Source organism: Streptococcus sp. 27098_8_75 (assembly GCF_041432475.1).
GTDB classification, from domain to species: Bacteria; Bacillota; Bacilli; order Lactobacillales; family Streptococcaceae; genus Streptococcus; species Streptococcus gordonii.
The window spans coordinates 84,519-107,495 of the sequence record NZ_JAPVZR010000001.1 but is presented as its reverse complement, the minus strand read 5'-3'; the positions used below and the strand labels follow the sequence as shown (position 1 = coordinate 107,495).

Annotated in this window: 22 protein-coding genes; 19 read left to right on the top strand and 3 right to left on the bottom strand. The window is 40.1% G+C overall.

Translation table 11 applies throughout. The annotated features are described in order from the left end of the window. Window positions 1-12 precede the first annotated feature (12 nt). The gene (locus O3640_RS00510; RefSeq protein WP_118105931.1) at window positions 13-828 is read left to right on the top strand and encodes an endonuclease/exonuclease/phosphatase family protein; all 816 of its coding nucleotides are present in this window, start codon (window positions 13-15) and stop codon (window positions 826-828) included. A 119-nt stretch (window positions 829-947) separates the two neighbouring features. Here the strand turns inward: O3640_RS00510 and O3640_RS00505 are convergent, their stop codons facing one another. Continuing rightward, window positions 948-1,385: a hypothetical protein gene (locus O3640_RS00505; protein ID WP_118105930.1), complete on the bottom strand. Its 438-nt coding sequence runs from the start codon at window positions 1,383-1,385 to the stop codon at window positions 948-950. 178 nt (window positions 1,386-1,563) lie between these two features. Here O3640_RS00505 and nrdR point away from each other — a divergent pair, with 178 nt between their 5' ends. The 12 genes from nrdR (at window position 1,564) to greA (ending at window position 15,077) form a co-directional block, all read left to right on the top strand. Then, entirely contained in the window at window positions 1,564-2,037 is a 474-nt protein-coding gene (nrdR, locus tag O3640_RS00500) for a transcriptional regulator NrdR (protein ID WP_012000014.1), read from the top strand. Continuing rightward, window positions 2,038-3,192 (top strand): DnaD domain protein, encoded by a 1,155-nt coding sequence (locus O3640_RS00495; RefSeq protein ID WP_125367293.1) that lies wholly within the window; start codon window positions 2,038-2,040, stop codon window positions 3,190-3,192. Further along, window positions 3,193-4,092, top strand: a complete 900-nt coding sequence (dnaI, locus tag O3640_RS00490; RefSeq protein ID WP_045772915.1) for a primosomal protein DnaI — start codon at window positions 3,193-3,195, stop codon at window positions 4,090-4,092. Beyond that, window positions 4,089-4,805, top strand: coding sequence for an NADPH-dependent oxidoreductase (locus O3640_RS00485; RefSeq protein ID WP_125367292.1), 717 nt, complete (start codon window positions 4,089-4,091; stop codon window positions 4,803-4,805). Before dnaI ends, O3640_RS00485 begins: the two co-directional genes overlap by 4 nt. 42 nt (window positions 4,806-4,847) lie before the next feature. Continuing rightward, on the top strand, window positions 4,848-6,158 hold the full coding sequence (gene der / locus O3640_RS00480) for a ribosome biogenesis GTPase Der (RefSeq protein ID WP_045772917.1): 1,311 nt from the start codon (window positions 4,848-4,850) through the stop codon (window positions 6,156-6,158). 326 nt (window positions 6,159-6,484) lie between these two features. Continuing rightward, window positions 6,485-9,574, top strand: a complete 3,090-nt coding sequence (locus O3640_RS00475) for a DEAD/DEAH box helicase (RefSeq protein ID WP_125367291.1) — start codon at window positions 6,485-6,487, stop codon at window positions 9,572-9,574. A gap of 51 nt (window positions 9,575-9,625) precedes the next feature. After that, window positions 9,626-10,276: a cystathionine gamma-synthase gene (locus O3640_RS00470; RefSeq protein WP_125367290.1), complete on the top strand. Its 651-nt coding sequence runs from the start codon at window positions 9,626-9,628 to the stop codon at window positions 10,274-10,276. A 156-nt stretch (window positions 10,277-10,432) separates the two neighbouring features. Continuing rightward, window positions 10,433-11,764 (top strand): UDP-N-acetylmuramate--L-alanine ligase, encoded by a 1,332-nt coding sequence (gene murC, locus O3640_RS00465; protein ID WP_125367289.1) that lies wholly within the window; start codon window positions 10,433-10,435, stop codon window positions 11,762-11,764. A gap of 12 nt (window positions 11,765-11,776) precedes the next feature. Further along, window positions 11,777-12,286, top strand: a complete 510-nt coding sequence (locus tag O3640_RS00460) for a GNAT family N-acetyltransferase (protein ID WP_061599574.1) — start codon at window positions 11,777-11,779, stop codon at window positions 12,284-12,286. Between the two features lie 3 nt (window positions 12,287-12,289). Further along, window positions 12,290-12,790: a GNAT family N-acetyltransferase gene (locus tag O3640_RS00455; RefSeq protein WP_046165120.1), complete on the top strand. Its 501-nt coding sequence runs from the start codon at window positions 12,290-12,292 to the stop codon at window positions 12,788-12,790. Window positions 12,791-12,853: 63 nt separating this feature from the next. Then, on the top strand, window positions 12,854-14,497 hold the full coding sequence (mltG, locus tag O3640_RS00450) for an endolytic transglycosylase MltG (RefSeq protein ID WP_227221205.1): 1,644 nt from the start codon (window positions 12,854-12,856) through the stop codon (window positions 14,495-14,497). A gap of 97 nt (window positions 14,498-14,594) precedes the next feature. Continuing rightward, window positions 14,595-15,077, top strand: a complete 483-nt coding sequence (gene greA / locus O3640_RS00445; RefSeq protein ID WP_008808523.1) for a transcription elongation factor GreA — start codon at window positions 14,595-14,597, stop codon at window positions 15,075-15,077. A 656-nt stretch (window positions 15,078-15,733) separates the two neighbouring features. Here greA and yidC read toward each other — a convergent pair. Next, a complete protein-coding gene (yidC, locus tag O3640_RS00440; RefSeq protein ID WP_045772923.1) occupies window positions 15,734-16,666 on the bottom strand; it encodes a membrane protein insertase YidC in 933 nt (310 codons plus the stop codon). Window positions 16,667-16,742: 76 nt separating this feature from the next. Further along, window positions 16,743-17,021 (bottom strand): acylphosphatase, encoded by a 279-nt coding sequence (locus O3640_RS00435; RefSeq protein WP_008808525.1) that lies wholly within the window; start codon window positions 17,019-17,021, stop codon window positions 16,743-16,745. Window positions 17,022-17,089: 68 nt separating this feature from the next. Between O3640_RS00435 and O3640_RS00430 the strand changes: the two genes are divergently transcribed. The 6 genes from O3640_RS00430 (at window position 17,090) to ilvC (ending at window position 22,825) form a co-directional block, all read left to right on the top strand. Further along, window positions 17,090-17,830 (top strand): RNA methyltransferase, encoded by a 741-nt coding sequence (locus tag O3640_RS00430; RefSeq protein ID WP_008808526.1) that lies wholly within the window; start codon window positions 17,090-17,092, stop codon window positions 17,828-17,830. Window positions 17,831-17,874: 44 nt separating this feature from the next. Continuing rightward, window positions 17,875-18,366 carry an HD domain-containing protein gene (locus O3640_RS00425; protein WP_012000029.1) on the top strand — a complete coding sequence of 164 codons (492 nt, stop codon included), beginning with the start codon at window positions 17,875-17,877 and terminating at the stop codon, window positions 18,364-18,366. 17 nt (window positions 18,367-18,383) lie between these two features. Further along, window positions 18,384-19,070, top strand: a complete 687-nt coding sequence (locus tag O3640_RS00420) for a Bax inhibitor-1/YccA family protein (protein ID WP_061583654.1) — start codon at window positions 18,384-18,386, stop codon at window positions 19,068-19,070. 455 nt (window positions 19,071-19,525) lie between these two features. Further along, window positions 19,526-21,241, top strand: a complete 1,716-nt coding sequence (locus tag O3640_RS00415; RefSeq protein WP_371586425.1) for an acetolactate synthase large subunit — start codon at window positions 19,526-19,528, stop codon at window positions 21,239-21,241. Further along, the gene (gene ilvN, locus O3640_RS00410; RefSeq protein WP_008808530.1) at window positions 21,234-21,710 is read left to right on the top strand and encodes an acetolactate synthase small subunit; all 477 of its coding nucleotides are present in this window, start codon (window positions 21,234-21,236) and stop codon (window positions 21,708-21,710) included. The genes O3640_RS00415 and ilvN overlap by 8 nt, the downstream gene beginning before the upstream one ends. A 92-nt stretch (window positions 21,711-21,802) precedes the next feature. Beyond that, complete coding sequence (gene ilvC, locus O3640_RS00405; RefSeq protein ID WP_008808531.1) at window positions 21,803-22,825, top strand: ketol-acid reductoisomerase; 1,023 nt, start codon at window positions 21,803-21,805, stop codon at window positions 22,823-22,825. Window positions 22,826-22,977: the final 152 nt, after the last annotated feature.

Genomic DNA, 22,977 nt, shown 5'->3' with positions numbered 1-22,977 from the left:
AAAAGAGAAATCATGGCGAAATTCCTGACATTAAATACTCATAGTTGGATGGAAGAAGAGCAAGAAACCAAGCTAAATCAGCTTGCAGAACGTATTCTTCAAGAAAAATATGATGTCATTTGCCTGCAGGAAGTCAATCAATTAATGGAGTCTGAACAGGTTGTTCAGGCTCCTTTTTATCAGGCAGTTGAAGGAGCGATTGCGATTCATCAAGATCACTTTGTCCTTTGCCTAGTAGAAAAATTGGCAAAAGCAGGACTGGACTACCATTGGTCTTGGGCTTATAATCATATCGGTTTTGACATTTACAATGAAGGTGTGGCAATCTTGTCCAGAAAACCGATAGCTCCTAGAGAAGTTTTGGTCTCAGAAGTGAATGATCCTAGGGATTACCACACTCGCAAGGTCTTGTTAGCGGAGACTGAGGTAGAGGGTCAATTGATGACAATCGCGTCTTGCCATCTATCTTGGTGGGACAAGGGCTTCCAAGGGGAGTGGTCAAAGCTTGAAGAAGAGCTTCTCAAGGTCAAAACCCCTCTGGTCCTCATGGGTGACTTTAATAATCCTGTCGATTACGAAGGATATCAGCATATTTTAAAGAGCCCACTCAAATTGCAGGATAGTCATAAGGTTGCTCAAAAGATTAGTGGTAGGGCAACAGTTGAAGGCGAAATTGCTGGCTGGGATGGCAACCAAGACGCTCTGAAGATTGATTATATCTTTACCAGCCGAGGTATCCAAATTGAAAGCTCTGCTGTGGTCTTTGACGGAAAGGAAACCCCTGTTGTCAGTGACCATTTCGGTTTAGAAGTAGAAGCAAAATTTTAGAAAAATAGTTCCAAGTTAAATGAACTGTACTAGCGAGGTTAGCTTAAAAGCCTAACTTTCGAGTTTCAGTTCAACTTGGAACTTTTTTGTATAAGAGAATATCTTCTTGGGAGAAATTATCAAAGTTTTTTAAATTGCTCTTCGTCAAAAATTCCACCTCCTACTCGCAATGGGCTTCCTTGCATCATGGTATCAAAAATAACTTGTCCATCTTTAATTTCAAATATGACTTGCCATGTCGAATCTTCTATGTTATTGAAGCCCTCTCCAACGATTATAGCTTCACCTCCACCTTGCGGAGTGCCATTTCCAACTTTTTCCCACTTAGTTTCATCCCAATCAATTTGAACCGTTTCTATTTTGGGATTCAAAGATTTAATATAATCCTCAATATCCTTTTTATGCTTCTTCAAGTAAGCCAATTGCTTTTCTTCGGTGCTTTGATATTTCTGTTGAGCACCTCCACCAAATAAGTCTTTATTTTGAACTACCACAATTGTACCTCCTATGATAAGAGTTGATGCGATTGCAAGGATGAGCATTTTTCTTTTTTTCATTGTAATTTACCTACACTAAGAGAGTTTTCTAGCATTATAACACAAGAGGATTCTTTTTTAGTATGAAATGTAGGAGAAATACTTTTAATAGTTCTGTGTACTGATTTAGATTTGCCTTGCTTTTGTTATGGGCAAAATTATGGTAAAATAGAGTATTAAGATTTGAGGAGGAAATCGTATGCGTTGTCCAAAATGTGGCGGGAGCAAATCCAGTGTTATTGATAGCCGTCAAGCTGAGGATGGAAATACTATTCGTCGCCGTCGTGAATGCGAAGATTGCCAGCATCGATTTACAACTTATGAACGGGTAGAAGAAAGAACCCTAGTCGTTGTCAAAAAAGATGGGACTAGGGAGCAATTTTCAAGAGACAAGATTTTTAATGGTATTATTCGCTCAGCTCAGAAGCGTCCGGTTTCAAGTGATGAGATTGAAGCTTTGGTCAATCGCATTGAGCAGAAAGTACGAAGTAGCAGTGATAATGAAATTAGCAGTGACTTTATCGGGAATCTTGTTATGGATGAACTAGCTGAATTGGATGAGATTACCTATGTTCGCTTTGCCAGTGTTTATCGTAGTTTTAAAGATGTTGGTGAATTAGAAAGTCTGCTCCAGCAAATTACTAAGGGTGTAAAAAAGAAGAGAGAAGAATAGATGAGGCCAAACGATCAGTTTTCTTATATGAAAAACAATCTGGTTAGTCAAGATACAAACAATCTGATCCGTCTTTATCTGCCGATTATTGGTCGAGAAGCAGTCAGTCTCTATCTGTACTGTCTGGCTTTTTGGGACGACGGTCATCAGGCCTATACTTTTGGCCATATTCTGAATCATCTGAATATGGGAATGGAGGTCTTAAAGACGAGCTTTGAACGCTTGAGTGCTATGAACTTGCTAGAACTCTACCAAGGAGAGTCAACTTATCAGATCAAACTTTTCAGTTTGCTTTCAGCGGATGAATTTTTCCAGCATCACGTTTACAAACGACTTTTAGAAAAGAAAATTGGTGAAACGGCTGTTGAAGCTTTAATGGGAGGTCAGCCTCAGGGTCAGCCTTTGGCCAGAAAATTATCGACAGTCTTTGATGTGGAAGATGAAGTCGGAGTGGTTAAGAGGAAGCAAGAAGACTTTGATCTGACTAACTTTAAGCGAAGAATGGCTCAGGAAAATTTACGTTTTGCTGATGAAAAAGAAGATTTACTAGATTTGTTTGCCATTGCTGAGCAACAAAATTGGACCTGGTATGAAACCTATGTCTTGGCTAGAGAAACCGCGATTTCACATGTTATTTCTGTCAAGCGTATGAAGCAAAAATTGGCTCAAAAACGTGTCGATGAGAAATTTACTCAGGATGAACAAATCATAATCCGCGCTGCCAAAAGTAAGGTGCCAATGCTTTTCTTAGCAGAGCTTAAAAAAAAGCGTCAGGCAACAATTACCCAATCAGAAAGACAGCTTTTATTGGACTTGGCTAAGTTAGGTCTTTTAGATGAGGTCATCAATATTGTTTTACTTCTGACTTTAAATAAGGTTGATTCAGCCAATCTGAATGAGAAGTACGCGCTAAAAGTTGCCAATGATTTTGCCTATCAAAAGGTGACTAGTGCTGAGGAAGCTGTTCTGAAAATCCGCGAGCGCAACCAGCAAAGTCAGAGTAGACCAGTTAAATCTAGCCAGACAGTTACTAAAAGCAATGTTCCTGAATGGAGCCAGCCAGATTATAAAAATGAAACAAGTGCAGAGAAGCAGGCTGAGCTTGAAGAGCAAAAACGCCGTCTGCTTGCTAAATTAGAACAAGGAGGTGACTAGATGGAAAAAATTGGAGAGACCCTTTCACATAAAAATCCTGCCCGCCAATTCAACTATGAGGAGTTAGTCCGTCAAATCGTAGAAGATCCTGATGTGGCGGCTTTTATCCAGCAGGAGAAACTTAGTCAATCTGAAATTTCCCGAAGCATCTCGAAGTTCAATCAGTACATCAGTGAACGAAATCGATTTCTATTGGGGGATGAAGCCTATATTGCTAAAGGCTATAAGCCGATTTTGATTAAAAATGCAGGCTATGCGGATGTTTCCTATGAAGAAACAGCTGAGCTGGTCGAGCAGCAAAAGAATGAAGCGATTAAGAGTAGACTAAACCTGATCAATTTGCCAAGTAGTCTCAAGGAAGCAAGCCTAGCTCAGGTGGATCTGGACGATGTTGGCCGCTACAAGGCTTTTGAACTGTTGACCAACTTCGTTGCGGAGTTTCCGCATTACCAGAAGGCTGTTTATCTCTACGGGGATTTTGGAGTCGGAAAAAGCTACATGATGGCTGCTCTGGCGCATGATTTGTCAGAAAAACGCAGTGTATCAACGACTCTGCTACATTATCCAAGCTTTGTTTTGGATGTTAAGAATGCGATCAGCTCTGGCTTGGTCAAGGAGAAGATTGACCAAGTCAAGACAGCTCAAGTGCTGATTTTGGATGATATTGGTGCAGAGCAATCCAGTCCTTGGATGAGGGATGAGATTTTGCAGGTCATTCTCCAGCACCGCATGCAGGAAAATCTGCCAACTTTCTTTACTTCTAACTTTAGTTTTGCGGATTTGGAGCGTCACTTTGCCAGTTCTAAGAATGGCGATGAGACTTGGCAGGCCAAGCGGGTTATGGAGAGGATTAAGTTTCTGGCTCAGGAGGTACGTCTAGAAGGAGAGAATCGCCGATGAATGAAACGATTAACTTGATGAATGCTCATACGTCTGTTCGCCGCTTTACGGAGGAGCAGATTTCGGATAAGGAATTACGTGCCATCATTGATGCTGGGCGAGCAGCGTCCAGCTGGAAGAATTTCCAGTCCTATTCTATCATTGTGGTGCGAAGCAAAGAGAAAAAAGAGGCCCTTTTTGATTTGGTCCCCCAAGAAGCCATTCGGCAGTCTTCGGCCTTTTTGCTTTTTGTTGGCGACCTCAATCGAGCTCAAAAGGGTGTTCAATTGCACACGGAAGATTTTTACCCTGAGGGGACGGAGAATCTCTTGATTAGCTCAGTAGATGCTACTTTAGTGGGTCAAAATACTCTCTTAGCAGCTGAAAGTTTGGGTTATGGCGGGGTAATCATTGGACTGGTTCGTTATGCTGCCAGTCAAATAGCGGAGCTTTTTAAGTTACCAGACTACACTTATCCAGTCTTTGGGATTGCTCTGGGGACTCCCAACCAGAACCATGCAGTTAAGCCACGTTTGCCTTATGAAGCAGTGGTCTTTGAGGAAGAATATCGTGAACAGGATCGTTCAACTATACAAGCCTATGACCGCGTTCAGACTGAATATGCCGGCGAGCGAGCTAAGGAAACTTGGAGTCAGCGTCTAGCTGCCCAATTTGGTCAGGAGCCTAATCAAGCTATCGATCAACTATTCAAAGAAAAGAAATTAGAAAAATAGGACGGAGTTTGGCTCTGTCCTAAAGAATGAAAGAGGAAAAACATGGCCTTACCAACTATTGCCATTGTCGGCCGTCCCAATGTCGGCAAGTCAACGCTTTTCAATCGGATTGCCGGTGAGCGGATTTCCATTGTGGAAGATGTCGAAGGGGTGACCCGCGACCGAATCTATGCGACAGCAGACTGGCTTAACCGCAAGTTTAGTATTATTGACACGGGCGGAATCGACGATGTTGACGCGCCTTTTATGGAGCAAATCAAACACCAGGCTGAGATCGCCATGGACGAAGCAGATGTCATCGTTTTTGTCGTATCTGGCAAGGAAGGTATTACAGATGCAGACGAGTATGTGGCTCGCATGCTTTACAAGACCCATAAGCCGATTATTTTAGCGGTCAACAAGGTGGACAACCCCGAAATGCGCAATGAGATTTTTGATTTCTATGCGTTGGGCTTGGGCGATCCATTCCCAGTTTCTTCAGTCCACGGGATTGGTACTGGAGATGTTCTTGACGCCATCGTTGAAAATCTGCCAAATGAAGAAGTCGCTGAAAATCCTGATATGATTAAGTTTAGTCTGATTGGCCGTCCTAATGTCGGCAAGTCTAGCTTGATCAATGCTATCTTGGGTGAGGAGCGTGTTATTGCCAGTCCTGTTGCTGGTACGACGCGTGACGCTATTGATACGGTCTTTACAGACAGTGAAGGTCAGGAGTTTACCATGATCGATACGGCTGGTATGCGCAAGTCAGGTAAGGTCTATGAAAACACAGAGAAATACTCTGTCATGCGGGCTATGCGGGCGATTGACCGGTCGGATGTTGTTCTGATGGTACTCAATGCTGAAGAAGGAATTCGTGAGTACGACAAGAGAATCGCTGGCTTCGCCCATGAAGCAGGAAAAGGAATAATCATCGTTGTCAATAAGTGGGACACACTGGAAAAAGACAATCATACCATGAAAGACTGGGAAGAGAATATTCGTGACCAGTTCCAGTACCTATCTTATGCGCCAATTATCTTTGTTTCTGCCCTGACCAAGCAGCGTCTCCATAAGCTGCCGGATATGATTAAGCAAATCAGTCAGAGTCAGAATACCCGTATCCCGTCAGCGGTGCTTAATGATGTCATCATGGATGCCATTGCGATTAATCCGACCCCGACTGACAAGGGCAAACGTCTCAAGATTTTCTATGCGACTCAAGTAGCAACCAAACCGCCAACCTTTGTCATTTTTGTCAATGAAGAAGAGCTCATGCACTTTTCTTACCTGCGTTTCTTGGAAAATCAAATCCGCAAGGCCTTTGTCTTTGAAGGAACTCCGATTCACTTGATTGCAAGGAAGAGAAAATAGGGGCAGAGCTCCTCTAGTTTTATGGTTCATGGCTTTCTTAGTAGAACATTAATTTTGACCCTTACATTTTTTGGGGTGTCTGAGTTTCAAAGAAATTATTTTACTGGCCAAGCTATGAAGGTTGTCGAGGAATGATGTTTTGAATAGAGTCACTGGATCTTGCTGTTATTTATCAAGGTTTAGACTACCAAATAAGCAAAAATGAGAATCAAGAATCCAGTTTGATTATTAAACTGTTTAGAACAAAAGAAGTAAGCAAAAAGGCTTACTTTTTTCTTTGCCTGAAAACTATGGTATAATGGAGAGATAAACATAAGGTGGTAAGTATGGCGAAATTAATTCCAGGGAAAATTCGAACCGAGGGAATAAGCTTTTATGAAAAAGGTCAAATCAGTATTAGTGAAGTCAAAAATCGTATTATCTATAGTCGAGTTTCAGACTATAATTTGAGATACAGTTTGGCTGATGATGCTGTGTTCTGTTCTTGTGAATTTTTCCAGAAAAAACAGTATTGCGCCCATTTAGCTGGACTAGAGTATTTCCTAAAAAATGACGCAGAAGGCAAGGAAGTATTGGCTAAGTTGGAGTTGGAGGAAACGAGTCAGCAAGAGACACAAGGAAAGGTTTCATTTGGGAGTCTCTTTTTAGATAAGATTTTACCGCTGGATCAAGAAAATCCTAAGTACCAATTATCAGCAGTTGGCCAAGAAGATGCATATACAGGAGAATTTTTGTGGACTTTGCGTCTCAGTCGTTTACCGGATGAGAAATCTTATGTGGTAAGGGATATTCGCGCTTTTTTACAGACTATTCAAAAAGAAGCTCCTTACCAGATTGGTAAAAGCTACTTTGAACCCCTTCGTTTTGAGGAATTTGACAGATCTAGTCAAGACCTATTAATGTTCTTACGGGGATTCTTGACGACTAAGGATGATTCTTTGATTTTTCAAAATGCTGGCCGACATATAGCCTTTCCTGCTTCTTTGCTCGAAGAGGGAGTGACACGATTGATGGAGTTAAACAGTTTCCATTTGGCGTATAGTGTCTTTGATTTCCAGCAGGTCTTTTTCCAAGATCTACATGAAGATGCAGGCATTTTCTCCTTTGAACTAGAGGAGTCTGCTGATTACTTAGAACTTGTGATTTCTGAGCAGTACTATAAACTTTTATACAATGGTGAATTCCTATTTTACGGAGATACTTTCTTTCAACTTAGCTATCAGCAGCAACGTATACTGGCTGCCCTGAGAGATTTGCCTTTGGATTCAGATAGGAGAAAACGTCTGCAATTTGATAGTTCTGATCAAGGCAAGCTGGCTACTAGTCTGTTAGAATTCAAGAAAATGGGTAGTTTATCAGCACCTAAAGAACTCATGATTCATGAGTTTCAGCCTCATTTTTCTTTTGATTTGCTGGCTTCAGGTGAGATTGAAGCTAAGCTTGTCTTTGCCTACGAATCTCTAACTGTAGCTAGCCAAGAAGAACTAGATAGCCTTCCTTTTGCCAGCGATTTTAGAATGGAACAAAAGGTGTTTCAAACTTTACTACAGGCAGGATTTGAAGCAGAATTTGAAAGTCGTAGACCTGCTTTACTGCCTCAGGATGTCTATACTTTCTTTACTCATACCATGGAAAAGTTCCGCTCCTTAGGAAGAGTAGAGATTAGCCCTAGTTTATTAGCTCTTTATCAGGTAGAAAAACCGAAGATCGCTATTGAAACAAAAGGAAGCCTGTTGGAAATTGGTTTTGATTTTGCCAATATTGACCCAGCGGAAGTGGACGATGCCTTATCTGCCCTATTTGAATCTCGTGAATATTTTGTCAGTCAATCGGGCAAGGTATTGGTTTTTGACGAAGAGACTAAGAGAGTTAGTCAAACCCTGCAAAAGTTAAGGGCCAAAAAGTTAAAGGGTGGTCAGATAAGGACTAGTCGTTTGGCTGCCCTTCAGCTGACAGATATCCTAGAAGGTCAAGAAAATGTTTCTTTCTCAGAGGGATTTCGGCAGTTAGCTTATGATCTGAGACACCCAGAAGAATTTCAACTACCATCCCTACAGGTTGAAGCCGAATTGAGAGATTATCAAGAGCTGGGAGTGAAGTGGCTCAGCATGCTTAATCATTATGGCTTTGGAGGGATACTAGCTGATGACATGGGGCTTGGGAAAACCTTGCAAACTATTGCTTTTTTGACGGCAGTATTAAGAGAGTCTAAAAATGCTTTGATCTTGGCACCGTCAAGCCTGGTTTACAACTGGCAGGATGAATTTGGTAAGTTTGCTCCACATTTGGATATAGCAGTTGTCTATGGGCCCAAGCCTCTTCGAGATAATATAATAGATGGAAAACATCAGGTGATGATTACCAGTTATGCATCTTTTCGTCAGGATGTAGAAGAATATGGCCGTCTGAGCTTTGATTATCTGATTTTAGACGAAGCACAGGTCATGAAGAATGATCGAACGAAGATTGCTCAGCATTTACGAAATTTTGAGGTAAAAAATACTTTTGCCTTATCTGGGACACCAATTGAGAACCATATGGGCGAATTGTGGTCTATTTTTCAAATTGTCCTCCCTGGTTTATTACCTGCTAAAAAGGAATTTTTAAAAATGCCAGCAGATCTGGTGGCACGTTATGTTCAACCCTTTATCATGCGCCGTAAGAAAGAAGATGTTCTTCAAGAGTTGCCTGATCTGACAGAAGTAATTTATCGAAATGAGTTACAGGATAGCCAAAAGGCGATTTACCTGGCCCAACTGCAGCAAATGCAGGAACGCGTGCGTTCTGCAACGGACGAAGAACTGAACCGAGATAAGATAGAGATTCTATCTGGTCTCATGCGCCTGCGTCAAATCTGCGACACCCCAGCTCTCTTTTTAGAGGATTATCAGGGTGATAGCGGAAAACTGGATAGTTTGAGAGAGCTTTTAGAACAAATTCACTCCAGCAATCATCGGGTGTTGATTTTTTCTCAATTTAGAGGTATGTTAGATCTGATTGAGCAGGAACTACAAAGTCTTGAAATGGAATCATTTAAAATAACCGGTTCTACTCCGGCTAAGGATCGTCAAGAAATGACAACCGCTTTTAATGATGGTCAAAAGGATGCATTTCTAATTTCCTTGAAAGCTGGTGGTGTAGGTCTCAATCTGACAGGTGCTGATACCGTTATTCTGGTCGACCTTTGGTGGAATCCAGCTGTTGAAGCTCAAGCGATTGGGCGAGCGCATCGAATGGGGCAGGAGAGAAATGTGGAAGTTTACCGCCTGATTACTCGTGGAACTATTGAAGAAAAAATTCAAGAGTTGCAGGAAAGTAAGAAAAATTTAATTTCTACTATTTTGGATGGAACGGAATCACGTTCAAGTCTGACGCTAGCAGATATCCGAGAAATCCTAGGAATTTCAATAGAATAGTTTTCAAATTGACCAGAATAGTTTATAATGAAGTGTTGAAAGGAAAAAAGCATGACAAAGACCAAGTTTCCTCTAATCTCTGACAACGAAGCAATTTTTTCAGAAGTTCCTCATATGGATCTCTATGATGAATTTGACTTTATTAGTAATATCAAAGGTGACTATCAGGAGAAGACTTTTGCTGATTCTTCTTCGTCGAGTAAAGCGGTAGCTCAGCCTATTCCATCTTCACAGTCAGAAAAACGAAAACAAGTAATTGCCGACAAGGTGAATCAATCCATCTCGCCTAAAGTTCAAGAAAAAAGTTATGCCGAGGTGGCAAGAGAAGAGGCTAGAGCTGATTTGAAAAAGAAACGCTCTGCTTCCTACTTGACCAGTGATGCCGTTTCAAAAAAACATCGTAGCAAAATTGGCTTTTCTGCGCGGAAGTCTACAACGACAAAAGCTCAGCCAACTGCCTTTTTCCAAAAAGAAAACCCAGGTGAATTTGCAAAGTACGGTCAGCACTTGAAGCAAGAAGACTATATTGTGGCTGATTTGTCTGCAGAGCCAGTTGTCCAAGTCGAAGCGCCAAAGACTGAAAAGAAAAACAACTATGATTTTCTGAAGACTAGTCAAGTCTACAATAAAAAAGAGTTGCGCGATAAAAAAGAAAATAAAGTTGCGGCTGAATTGAATTTGACACGCTTTGATCAAGCTTAGTAGCAATAGACCTTAATATCTATCTAGAAGATTGTTAGCTAAATTTTTAACTAGAGCATCTGCTTTCTAGTTTCTTCGTTTTGCCTTTAAGTGGCATTCGAATTATTCGGAGTTTGGGGGAGGACTCCCTCAACAGGAAAGGAAAGAATCATACTCATGACAAAAATCTATCATTTTATCGGAATTAAGGGCTCAGGTATGAGTGCCTTGGCTTTGATGTTGCACCAAATGGGCCACAAGGTTCAGGGGAGTGATGTGGACAAATACTATTTCACTCAAAGAGGACTTGAGCAGGCAGGGATAAAAATTCTGCCTTTTGACGCAAAGAATATTCAGGCTGATTATGAAATCATTGCTGGAAATGCCTTTCGTCCAGATAATAATGTAGAAATTGCTTATGCAAATGAGCACGGAATTAGCTATAAACGTTACCACGAATTTTTGGGTAGTTTTATGCGTGATTTTGTCAGCTTTGGTGTGGCCGGAGCTCACGGAAAGACTTCTACAACAGGAATTCTCTCTCATGTTTTATCCAACATTACCGATACGAGTTATTTGATTGGAGATGGAACAGGTCGAGGTTCAGCGGGTGCCAAGTACTTTGTTTTTGAGTCTGATGAGTATGAGCGCCACTTCATGCCTTACCATCCAGAATACTCCATTATTACGAATATTGACTTTGATCATCCTGACTACTTTACTAGTCTAGAAGATGTCTTTAATGCTTTTAATGATTACGCCAAGCAAATTACTAAGGGTCTTTTCATTTATGGAGAAGACGAGCAATTACGTCGTATCACTTCAGAAGCACCGATCTATTATTATGGCTTTGAAAAGGGAAACGATTTTGTTGCCCATGATTTGCTACGTTCAACAACAGGTTCTACTTTTAAAGTTTCTTACCGTGGTCAAGAGTTAGGTGAATTCCACATCCCGACTTTCGGACGTCATAATATTATGAATGCTACAGCTGTCATTGGACTCTTGTATGTATCAGGTTTTGACTTGAACTTGGTCAGAGAACACCTGAAAACATTTGCTGGTGTAAAACGTCGCTTCACTGAAAAGGTTGTTAACGGTACTGTTATTATTGATGATTTTGCTCATCATCCAACTGAAATTATTGCGACTTTAGATGCAGCTCGTCAGAAATATCCAAGCAAGGAAATCGTGGCAATCTTCCAACCGCACACCTTCACTCGCACTATTGCCCTTTTGGATGAATTTGCTGATGCCTTGAATCAGGCGGATGCCGTTTATTTAGCTCAAATCTACGGCTCAGCTCGTGAGGTGGATCATGGAGATGTTAAAGTCGAAGACCTGGCTGAAAAAATTGTTAAACGTGTCCAAGTTGTAAGTGTAAATAATGTATCTCCACTTTTAGACCATGACAATGCTGTCTATGTCTTTATGGGAGCTGGAGATATCCAGACCTATGAATATTCATTTGAACGTCTCTTGTCTAATTTGACTAGCAATGTTCAATAAGAAGGAGTCGTCATGGAATCACCAATGCGAATTCGACAGGTCAACTTGCTTGATTTGGAGGAAATAGTTCGGATTGAACAAGCCAATTTCTTGGGAGAAGAAGCTATTAGCCCTGAGAAACTAAAAGAACAAATTGAAAAGATTCCAAATACTTTTTTAATCGCTGATTTGAATGGAGAAATCGCTGGCTACATCATTGGGTCAGCGGTTTCTTCACATCACCAGTCAGCAGATTGCCTAGTAAAGGGAATGAGAAATTTAGACAAATCTAACTTCATATTTCTTCAGAGACTTTCGATTAATCCAGATTTTAAGGGTCAGGGAGTTGGTACTCTCTTGCTTGCGGCTATGAAGGAAGTAGTAGTTGATCTTCAAAACCAAGGAATCTATCTGGCTTGTAAGGATCATTTGCTTTCCTATTTTGTAATGAATGGTTTTTCTGATTCAGGAATTTTTGAGACTACTTATGGAGACGAACCACACATTGAGATGATTTGGGAGAATCCCTATTTTAAGGAGTAAATCATGAAGATAAGGACTGCTGACTTAACGGATTTACCTGCCATTTACAAGATTGAATGTGAAAATTTTAGTTCTGAAGAGGCTATGAGTCAGGAATTGTTGGCTAGGCACATCGAACTCTTACCTGAAACATTTCTTGTTGCTGAGAAAGATAATCAGATTTTAGGCTTTCTTGAAGGTCCAGTAAGACCGGAACGCTACCTCATGGATATCTCCTTTACAATGGAGATTGAAGATTTCAGCCATCAAGCTGGGGGCTATATCTCAATAACTAGTCTCTCGGTTTCTAAAGAAGCTCAGAGTATGGGGGTTGGTCGTAGGCTTCTGGAAGCAATGAAAGAAATCGCCATTTCAAATGGACGTGATGGCATCAATCTGACCTGTCATGATTATTTAACGGCCTATTATGAAAGGCATGGCTTTAGGAATCATGGACTATCTAAGTCAACTTATGCAGATGAGGTTTGGTATGATATGGTCTGGGAAGTTTCTTCTAAGGACTAATTAGTTTAATATATTATGAAAGAAAGCCTAATCTTATTGCATTTATCAAAGTTTTAAGATATAATGTTAAGGATTATGAAGAAGGAGGTCAAATTTTTGACTGAAAATTCACAAGATAACGAAAAAAAATTGAGCTTTAAAGAGCAGATTTTAAAAGAGTTTGCTAACTCTCAAAAAAATGAAGTATCTTCCCATGAAGAGGGTCCTTCTCTATCTGAACAAGTAGATAAAGCATTAGCGGAAGAAAGAACCAAAGAGGATCCTTCTCTATCTGAACTACTGCAGAAGGGAGATTCTTCACTAGCTGAGGTTCTAGGAAAAGATTCTCTATCAGCTGATTCAGCAAGTGAAAGTCAAGCTGAGACAACGGCTTCGCAAAAATCAGAAAGTTATTTGGATGAGCCTGAATCCGTTAAAGTTCCAGTGAAGGTTTCCTATAAAAACCAATCAAAGGAACCAAATGTGTCAAAAGAAGAACCATTGGCGAAGACTGCGACATATAGAAGAGATGATCTGACATCTAAGGAAACCTTGTCTCGTTCTGCAAAAGAAAGACAAGCTAATAAGAAAAAACGTCAAAACAATGTAGCTAAAAAAATTGTATGGACGATTATTGCCCTCTTGTTGGTTACTTTGGCAGTGACAGGTGCCTTTGTGTACAGCTATATTGATTCCGCCTTAAAGCCAGTCAATGCTAATGATACTGAATATGTAACTCTTGAGATTCCTGCCGGATCAAGTGCTAAGGAAATTGGTTCGATTTTGGAGAAGAAAGGACTGATTAAGAGCGGTCAAGTCTTCAATTACTACAGTAAGTTTAAGAGCTATGCTAACTTCCAATCTGGCTACTATAATCTTCAAAAGAGTATGGACCTAGACACCATTGCGAAAGCTTTGCAAAAAGGTGGGACTGATACTCCTCAGCCACCAACTCTTGGCAAGGTAGTTGTCCCAGAAGGATATACTTTGAATCAAATAGCTGAAGCGGTTGAGAAAAGTGGTAATAAAAAAGTATCCATTAGTGCGAAGGATTTTCTATCCAAAGTACAGGATGAAAGCTTTATTAGCAAAATGGTGGCCAGATATCCTAAATTATTGAGCGGACTTCCGGCCAAGGATAGTGGGGTCAAATACCGTTTGGAAGGCTATCTCTTCCCAGCAACCTATAATTACACGAGCGACACAACAGCAGAAACTCTGATTGATCAAATGCTGGCAACTATGGATAGCAAGTTGAGCACCTATTACGAAGTGTTAGAAAGTAAAAATCTAACAGTGAATGATGTTCTAACTTTGGCTTCCTTAGTTGAAAAAGAAGGCTCAACGGATGAAGACCGTAAGAATATTGCAAGTGTCTTCTATAACCGTTTGAACCAAGGTATGCCACTTCAAAGTAATATTGCGATTCTTTATGCGGAAGGCAAACTTGGCAAAAAAACAACCTTGGCAGAAGATGCGGCGATCGATACTAATATTGATTCAGCGTTTAATGTATATAAAAATCCAGGTTTGATGCCAGGACCTGTAGATAGTCCAAGCCTTTCAGCGATTGAAGCAACTGTTAATCCAAACAAGACAGATTACCTTTACTTTGTTGCTAATACTGAGACTGGAACAGTCTACTTCGCGACAACTTATGAAGAGCATGCAAAAAATGTTGAAGAGCATGTCAATAGCAAATTAACACAATCAAGCAGTTCAAATTAAAAATTGGGAGTGGTACAGAACTCTAAGGCTTATTAGTTTGTTGTGTCCACCCTCAATTTTATTTTAAAGATTTTATAGAAACGAGATAAAAATAAAAATGGCAGAAAAAACATATCCAATGACCCTTGCGGAAAAGGAAAAACTAGAAAAAGAACTAGAAGAATTGAAATTGGTCCGTCGACCTGAGGTAGTAGAGAGAATAAAAATTGCTCGCTCATACGGTGACTTGTCTGAAAACAGTGAGTACGAAGCAGCTAAAGATGAACAAGCCTTTGTAGAAGGTCAAATTTCAAGTTTAGAAACTAAGATTCGCTATGCAGAAATTGTAGATAGCGATGCAGTTGCTAAAGATGAAGTAGGAATCGGTAAGACTGTAACGATTCAAGAAGTCGGTGAAACTGAAAAAGAGGTTTATATCATTGTAGGTTCAGCTGGTGCAGATGCCTTTGCCGGTAAGGTTTCAAATGAAAGTCCTATTGGCCAAGCTTTGATTGGTAAGAAAAAAGGGGATATCGCAACTGTTGAAACGCCAGTTGGAAGTTACGATGTTAAAATTCTTAAGGTTGAAAAAACCAAATAACTCTAAAAAATGAGCTTCTGCTCGTTTTTTTTGTCTTGAACTTTCACATAAAAAGAGTATAATGTTCCTGAAAAAAGATTAAACGAAAGGGATGCTGATGCTAGTCAAGCTTGTCTTCTTGTTCTCACTTATTTTATGGATCCTCAATAGATATTTTCCGAGTCGAAATGCAGCTATAGGCCTGCGTTTTCCTACGGCTTTTTCTTCGCTAAAAAAGTGGCAACAAATACAGGGAGAATTTTATCGATTACTAATCCTTAGTAATGGAGTTCTTTTGCTGTTATCCTGCTTTTATAAAATTAGTCCCTTAAAGTTAAATGCCCTTAGTCTATTAACGGTACTTGCTTCCGGTGTGCTTGTCCTAATCAAATCCAATCGATAAGGAGCAGGAGCTGATTGTAAAAGAATTTTCTACAATTGGAAGAGGTCTAGGTGTCATATTTTCATGTATTGGGGTAAACAGACGCTAGCCTTCACTTCTTTTTTGTTTTGGTCAATTCTTAGTGGTCGCTAGTTGAATCGACAAATTTCTTAATAGTTCTCTCGCTTAAAAAAAGGAAATTACTTACCATTTTGGGGTATCTATAGACAATGCCATCCAGTCAGGGGCTTGTGTAAAGAAAAAACCTTTCCGCTACTAACGGAAAGGTTTTTCTTTATCTTGAACGTTGTTTGCCAGCGTTACGATTCTTTTTCTTTTTGTTATTGTTAGGACGGTTATCAATAGCCTGGTTTGCTTTTGGTGTAACGTCTTTCAAATAAGCATTGGCTGACATGGTTTTAGGTGGGTTCTTTTCGTACTCCTCTGCTACCCGTTTCTTCATATAAGGGCGGATAAAGAAGTTAATGATGAACTGTTGCAAGATTTGAACAAAACCACCGACTACCCAGTAAAGAGTAACTCCAGCTGGCGCAGTGAGGGAGAAGATGACAATCATGAGTGGGCTCACATAGATCATTTTCTTCATTTGTTCTTTTTGTTCTTCATCTAGTCCAACGAGTGATAGAAGTGATTGAACATAGTAAAGAACTCCGACGACAACTATAAGAATCATACTTTGTTGACCAAGATTGATTCCCAAGAATGAACTTTCGGCAATTCCCTTAGTGTAGCGAGCTGCATAAAAGAGGGCTGAGAAGAAAGGCATTTGGATTAAGAGAGGTAAACATCCAACACCACCCAACATGCTGATGCCATTTTCTTTTTGAGCGGCCATTAAAGCTTGTTGGGCTGCTAATTTCTCTTCCTGAGTTTCCGCATTTTTCATGCGCTCATTGATAGGAGTGAAAATTGGACTTAAATAATTTCTCTTTTCGGACTGATAAGTTGCATTCCAAGATTGATAAAGCCCAAGTGGTAAAATGATCAAGCGGACGATAACTGTTACCAAAATGATAGCAAGACCAAAGCCCAAGCCTAAATCACTTGCAAAGTATTTGATGACTTGACTCATAGGAGCAACTAAGAATTGATAAACAAAGCCTTGACCTGTTGGTTGACCTTGTTTATTGGTCTGGACACAGCCAGAGAGAATCAGAAGAAGGGTTAAGCCCATTCCTGAAAATAATAAACGTTTAAATGTTTTCACGATTCTATATTCCTTTTTTAAATGATACCTTTCTATTCTACTGTTTTTTTCTTAAATATACAATAGTTCCCTAGACCTAATTTGAAATTTTGAAATCTGAGAAAGAATCAAAATTGGCCATTGTTACATCCAGATAACTTACCTTAGAAAATGGTGTGGGACCTTTTCGGATTTCTTGAATAAACTTAGCCATAGAAGCGGGGCTGTCTGCCTGGGCAAGAATACTGACAGTCCCATCCTCATTATTCCATACACGCCCTGTAATGCCACCGATTTCTAAAGCAAGGGAATAGACTCCCCAGCGAAAACCAACTCCTTGGACCCGTCCTTGAGCAATCATTTTAACTTTTTGCATGTCAGCCTCCTTTTTATATCCGACTTGAGCATGAGTTTTATTCTTAAAATTTATGCTATACTATTCTTATGAATATTATAACCTCTAAAGCTAATAATGTGGTAAAAAAAGCTAAAAAACTCCATCAAAAGAAATACAGAACAGATTCCTATTTGATAGAAGGTTGGCATTTGTTTGAAGAGGCTCTTTCGAGTGGGGCTGAAGTTATCTCTATTTTTGCTTTGCCAGAATATGCAGATCGCCTGTCTGGATGTGAACAAGTAAATTGGTTGAGCCCTGACTTACTGAGGGATTTAGCTGATAGTAAGACCCCGCAAGGAATTGTTGCCGAGGTTAGGCTCCAACAAGAAGTCTTGCCAGAGAAACTGTCAGGGAAATATCTTTTTCTAGAAGATGTTCAGGATCCAGGGAATCTAGGGACGATTATTCGGACAGCAGATGCAGCAGGTTTTGATGGGATTTTTATCTCTGAACATTCGGCAGATTTGTACAATCTGAAGACCTTACGGTCCATGCAGGGGAGTCATTTTCATCTTCCAATCTATCGCTTAGCAACAGCTAACTTGATTGACTTAGCAAAAAAATCAGATCTTCCTATTCTTGCTTCTACCCTTTCTGATGATTCAATCGATTACCAAAAATTGAAGGGGAGCAAAAACTTTATCTTGGTGATGGGCAATGAAGGACAGGGGATTAGCTCTATGATAGAAGCTGCAGCTGATCAGTTGGTTCATATCCCTATGAAGGGGAAGGCTGAAAGTTTAAATGTGGCGGTAGCAGCTGGAATTTTAATCTTTTATTTAAGCTAAAATTTAGGAATTAGGTTATAATAAAGGCAAATGGAGGTGATTCTATGCCTTATCAAAATGATGATGAGTTTATGGCCTACGTGGGACATTTGATTGAGAAGCCCAGCGTCCAGCGCTTGAAGGGTATTCCACATCATTTGCATTCCAATCGGCTTGAACATTCTATCAATGTAAGTTATACTAGTTATAAGATTGCGAAAAAATTGGGCTGGAATAAGCGTAGTACAGCTAGAGGTGCTCTTCTTCACGATTTGTTCTATTATGATTGGCGGGTGACTAAATTTAAGAAAAGTCATGCTTGGGTTCATCCCCGTTTGGCGGTTCGAAATGCTCGGAAGCTAACCAAATTGAATAAAGTCGAAGAGGATATTATCATTAAGCATATGTGGGGCTTAACAATTGCGCCACCACGTTACAAGGAAGCTTATATTGTAACTCTTGTTGATAAATACTGGGCAATCAAAGAAGCAACCTCTCCGTGGAGACAAAAGATTCGTAATCGAAAGTTATTTCATCGTAAGATGTTAAAGAATTAAAAAGGAGACGAGATGTTATGAACAATCGTACAATCATTCAGGATGCAAGTGGCATCAATACTTTTTATGCAAAAATTTATTCTCTTGTTGGAGTCGGACTTGGAATTTCAGCGATAGTGTCGGCACTGATGTTGAGTATGTTTCAGTCAGTTATTGTTTCTGTATTGATGGGCTCTACTTGGATATTCTATGTGGCTATTGCTGCTGAACTTATTTTAGTCTTTGCGGCTTCTGGTATGGCAGTTAAAAATAGCCCTGCAGCTTTACCACTCTTTCTAGTTTATTCTGCATTAAATGGCTTTACCTTAAGTGTGGTTCTTGCACTTTATACTCAATCATCTGTCTTATCTGCATTTGTAACGGCATCAGCTATGTTCTTTGCGATGGCCTTTATCGGAAAGGTGACTAAGAAAGATCTTTCTGGAATGGGACGAGCATTGAGAGCTGCCTTGTTTGGTTTGATTATTGCTAGTGTTGTGAATATCTTCTTAAGAAATGGAAGTTTTGACTTCCTGATTAGTATCGCAGGTGTTATCATCTTCTCAGGTTTGATTGCATGGGATAATCAAAAGATTCGTTACGTGTATGAACGGTCAAATGGTCAAGTTGAAAATGGCTGGGCAGTATCTCTTGCTTTGAGTCTTTATCTTGATTTTATTAACCTCTTCCTCAGCCTTCTTCGTTTATTTGGTCGAAACGACTAATTAATGAAAAATGAATTTCTGCTTGCGTAGAGAATTCCATACTGTATGAGAGGAAATCTTTCTCATTGTTATATGAATAATAGAGTTAGGACTAGTTTTTAGTCCTGACTCTTTTTTTGTGTAGGGGAAGGAGTCTAGTGGTTTTAGAATTTCTTAACTAGGGGCAAATCAAAGTTTGTGAAAAAACAATCTGTCCCAAAATACTAAATTTTCTGAAAATTCCTTGACATTATGGTGAAAAATGGTAACATAAAGTATACGTTTTTGAAAAAAGTGATGTCAAGATAGGACTAAGAGCTTGAGAGATATATCTATAAAGACTTTTAGGATGTGAGACTTGCTTCTGTGCTTTATTAAAAAATAAAAAGAATAGCTACTTTTTTCTTGATTTATTGGGGAAAAATGTTATTATTGGTAGCAGAAGTTAGAATTTTTTGACAATTCGGAATTTATCTATGAGGGAGGAACATGTGAAGCAAATCAAATTAAAAGAACCTAAAAATGGTTCTGAACTTGTTTTAGAAACCTTGTTAGAACTTGGTATAGACACAGTTTTTGGTTATCCTGGTGGTGCAGTCTTGCCTTTGTATGATGCGATTTATAATTTTAAAGGTATTCGCCATATTCTAGGTCGCCATGAGCAAGGTTGCTTGCATGAAGCTGAAGGTTATGCCAAATCAACTGGGAAGTTGGGTGTCGCCATTGTCACTAGTGGACCTGGAGCAACAAATGCTATTACAGGGATTGCTGATGCTATGAGCGATAGCGTTCCTCTTTTAGTCTTTACAGGACAAGTTGCTCGGGCAGGAATTGGGAAGGATGCCTTTCAGGAGGCGGATATTGTTGGTATTACGATGCCAATTACCAAGTACAATTACCAGGTACGTGAGACGGCTGATATTCCACGAATTATCACTGAAGCTGTTCATATTGCAACAACTGGTCGTCCTGGTCCAGTCGTCATTGACTTGCCTAAGGATGTATCTGCCTTGGAAACAGACTTCATCTATTCACCAGAGGTGAATTTACCAAGTTACCAACCAACGCTTGTTCCTAATGATATGCAGATCAAGAAAATCTTGAAACAATTATCTAAAGCTAAGAAACCAGTATTGTTGGCAGGTGGTGGTATCAGCTACGCGGAAGCTTCTAAAGAATTAAATGAATTTGCAGAACGCTATCAAATTCCTGTTGTGACCAGCCTTTTGGGTCAAGGGACTATTGCAACGAGCCACCCACTTTTTCTTGGAATGGGGGGGATGCATGGTTCCTTTGCGGCTAACATTGCCATGACTGAAGCGGACTTTATGATTAGCATCGGTTGTCGTTTTGATGACCGTTTGACAGGAAATCCCAAGACTTTTGCTAAGAATGCCAAGGTTGCTCATATCGATATTGATCCTGCTGAGATTGGTAAGATTATCAGTGCAGATATTCCTGTAGTGGGCGATGCTAAAAAAGCTTTACAGATGCTTCTAGCAGAACCAACAGTTCATAATAATACTGAAAAGTGGATTGAAAAAGTTACGAAGGATAAGAATCGTGTTCGGTCTTATGATAAGAAGGAGCGCGTAGTTCAGCCTCAGGCGGTAATTGAACGCATCGGTGAGTTGACGAATGGGGATGCCATTGTTGTCACAGACGTAGGGCAACACCAAATGTGGGCAGCTCAATATTATCCTTATCAGAATGAGCGTCAATTAGTTACATCTGGTGGCTTGGGGACCATGGGATTCGGAGTCCCTGCTGCTATTGGAGCTAAGATTGCTAATCCAGAAAAGGAAGTTATCCTTTTTGTCGGTGATGGTGGCTATCAGATGACAAACCAAGAGATGGCTATTCTCAATATCTATAAGGTTCCGATTAAGGTCATCATGCTAAACAATCATTCACTAGGAATGGTGCGCCAGTGGCAGGAAGCTTTCTATGATGGTCGTACCTCTGAGTCTGTCTTTGATACTTTGCCAGATTTTCAGCTGATGGCTCAGGCCTATGGTGTTAAATCCTATAAATTTGACGATCCGGAGACGATTGTCCAGGATTTGGAAGTTCTTAAAGAAGATATACCAATGTTTATCGAGGTAGATATCTCTCGCAAGGAGCACGTTTTACCGATGGTACCAGCTGGTAAGAGCAATCATGAGATGTTGGGGGTGAAGTTCCATGCGTAGAATGTTAACCGCTAAACTCCAAAACCGTTCGGGTGTTCTAAATCGCTTCACTGGTGTTCTTTCCAGACGCCAGGTTAATATTGAGAGTATATCAGTCGGAACGACGGAGAATCCTGAAGTATCACGTATCACCATCATCATTGATGTGACTTCATTAGCAGAAGTAGAGCAGATTATCAAGCAGCTCAATCGTCAAATTGATGTGATTCGAGTTCGAGATATCACAGATCGTCCTCACTTAGAGCGTGAAGTGATTCTGGTTAAGGTTTCAGCTCCAGCTGAGAAGCGTGCAGAGATCCTAGCCATTATCCAACCTTTCCGTGCAACGGTAGTGGATGTGGCTCCAAACTCAATTACTATTCAGATGACTGGAAATGCTGAAAAGAGTGAAGCTTTATTGCGAGTGATTCGACCATATGGTATCAAAAATATCGCTCGTACGGGTGCAACTGGATTTACCCGCGACTAATACTCTTAGATTTTCATTGAGTAAAAAATCCAGCTCAAATTTGTTAAACCAGCCTATAAGGCAATAAAAAATATAGAAAAGAGAGAAAAACTATGGCAGTTCAAATGGAATACGAAAAAGATGTAAAAGTAGCAGCGCTTGACGGTAAGAAAATTGCCGTAATCGGCTATGGTTCACAAGGTCACGCTCATGCACAAAATCTGCGTGATACAGGCCATGATGTGATTATCGGTGTTCGCCCCGGTAAGTCATTCGATAAGGCTAAAGAAGATGGCTTTGATACTTACACAGTAGCAGAGGCAGCTAAGTTGGCTGATGTAATCATGATTTTGGCGCCAGATGAAATTCAACAAGAACTCTACGAAGCAGAAATCGCTCCAAACTTGGAAGCTGGTAATGCAGTTGGATTTGCCCATGGTTTCAATATCCATTTTGAATTTATCAAAGTTCCTGCTGATGTAGATGTCTTTATGTGTGCTCCTAAAGGTCCTGGTCACTTGGTTCGTCGTACTTTTGAAGAAGGATTTGGTGTTCCAGCACTTTACGCAGTCTACCAAGACGCTACAGGAAATGCGAAAAATATTGCTATGGACTGGTGTAAAGGTGTTGGTGCAGCTCGTGTTGGTTTGCTTGAAACAACTTACAAAGAAGAAACTGAAGAAGATCTCTTTGGTGAACAAGCTGTCCTTTGTGGTGGTTTGACTGCCCTTATCGAAGCAGGTTTTGAAGTCTTGACAGAAGCAGGTTACGCTCCTGAATTGGCTTACTTTGAAGTTCTTCATGAAATGAAATTGATCGTTGACTTGATCTACGAGGGTGGATTTAAGAAAATGCGCCAATCAATTTCAAATACTGCTGAATACGGTGATTACGTATCAGGCCCACGTGTAATTACTGAGCAAGTCAAAGAAAACATGAAGGCTGTTTTGGCAGACATTCAAAATGGTAAATTTGCAAATGACTTTGTAAATGACTACAAGGCTGGCCGTCCAAAACTCACTGCTTACCGTGAACAAGCAGCTAACCTTGAAATCGAAAAAGTAGGTGCTGAATTGCGTAAAGCAATGCCATTTGTTGGTAAAAATGACGACGACGCATTTAAAATCTACAACTAATCGGTAAAAAAAGAAACAGATGGGGCAGAGAAAAGAATTTCCTGCCTCCTTTCTTATCAAATGAAAACTTGCTGTATTTAATGATGCCAGATTCCTTGTTAAAAAAATGGTAACAGCTGGGATTGGCTTTGGTGTGGTTAATTGATTTCCAC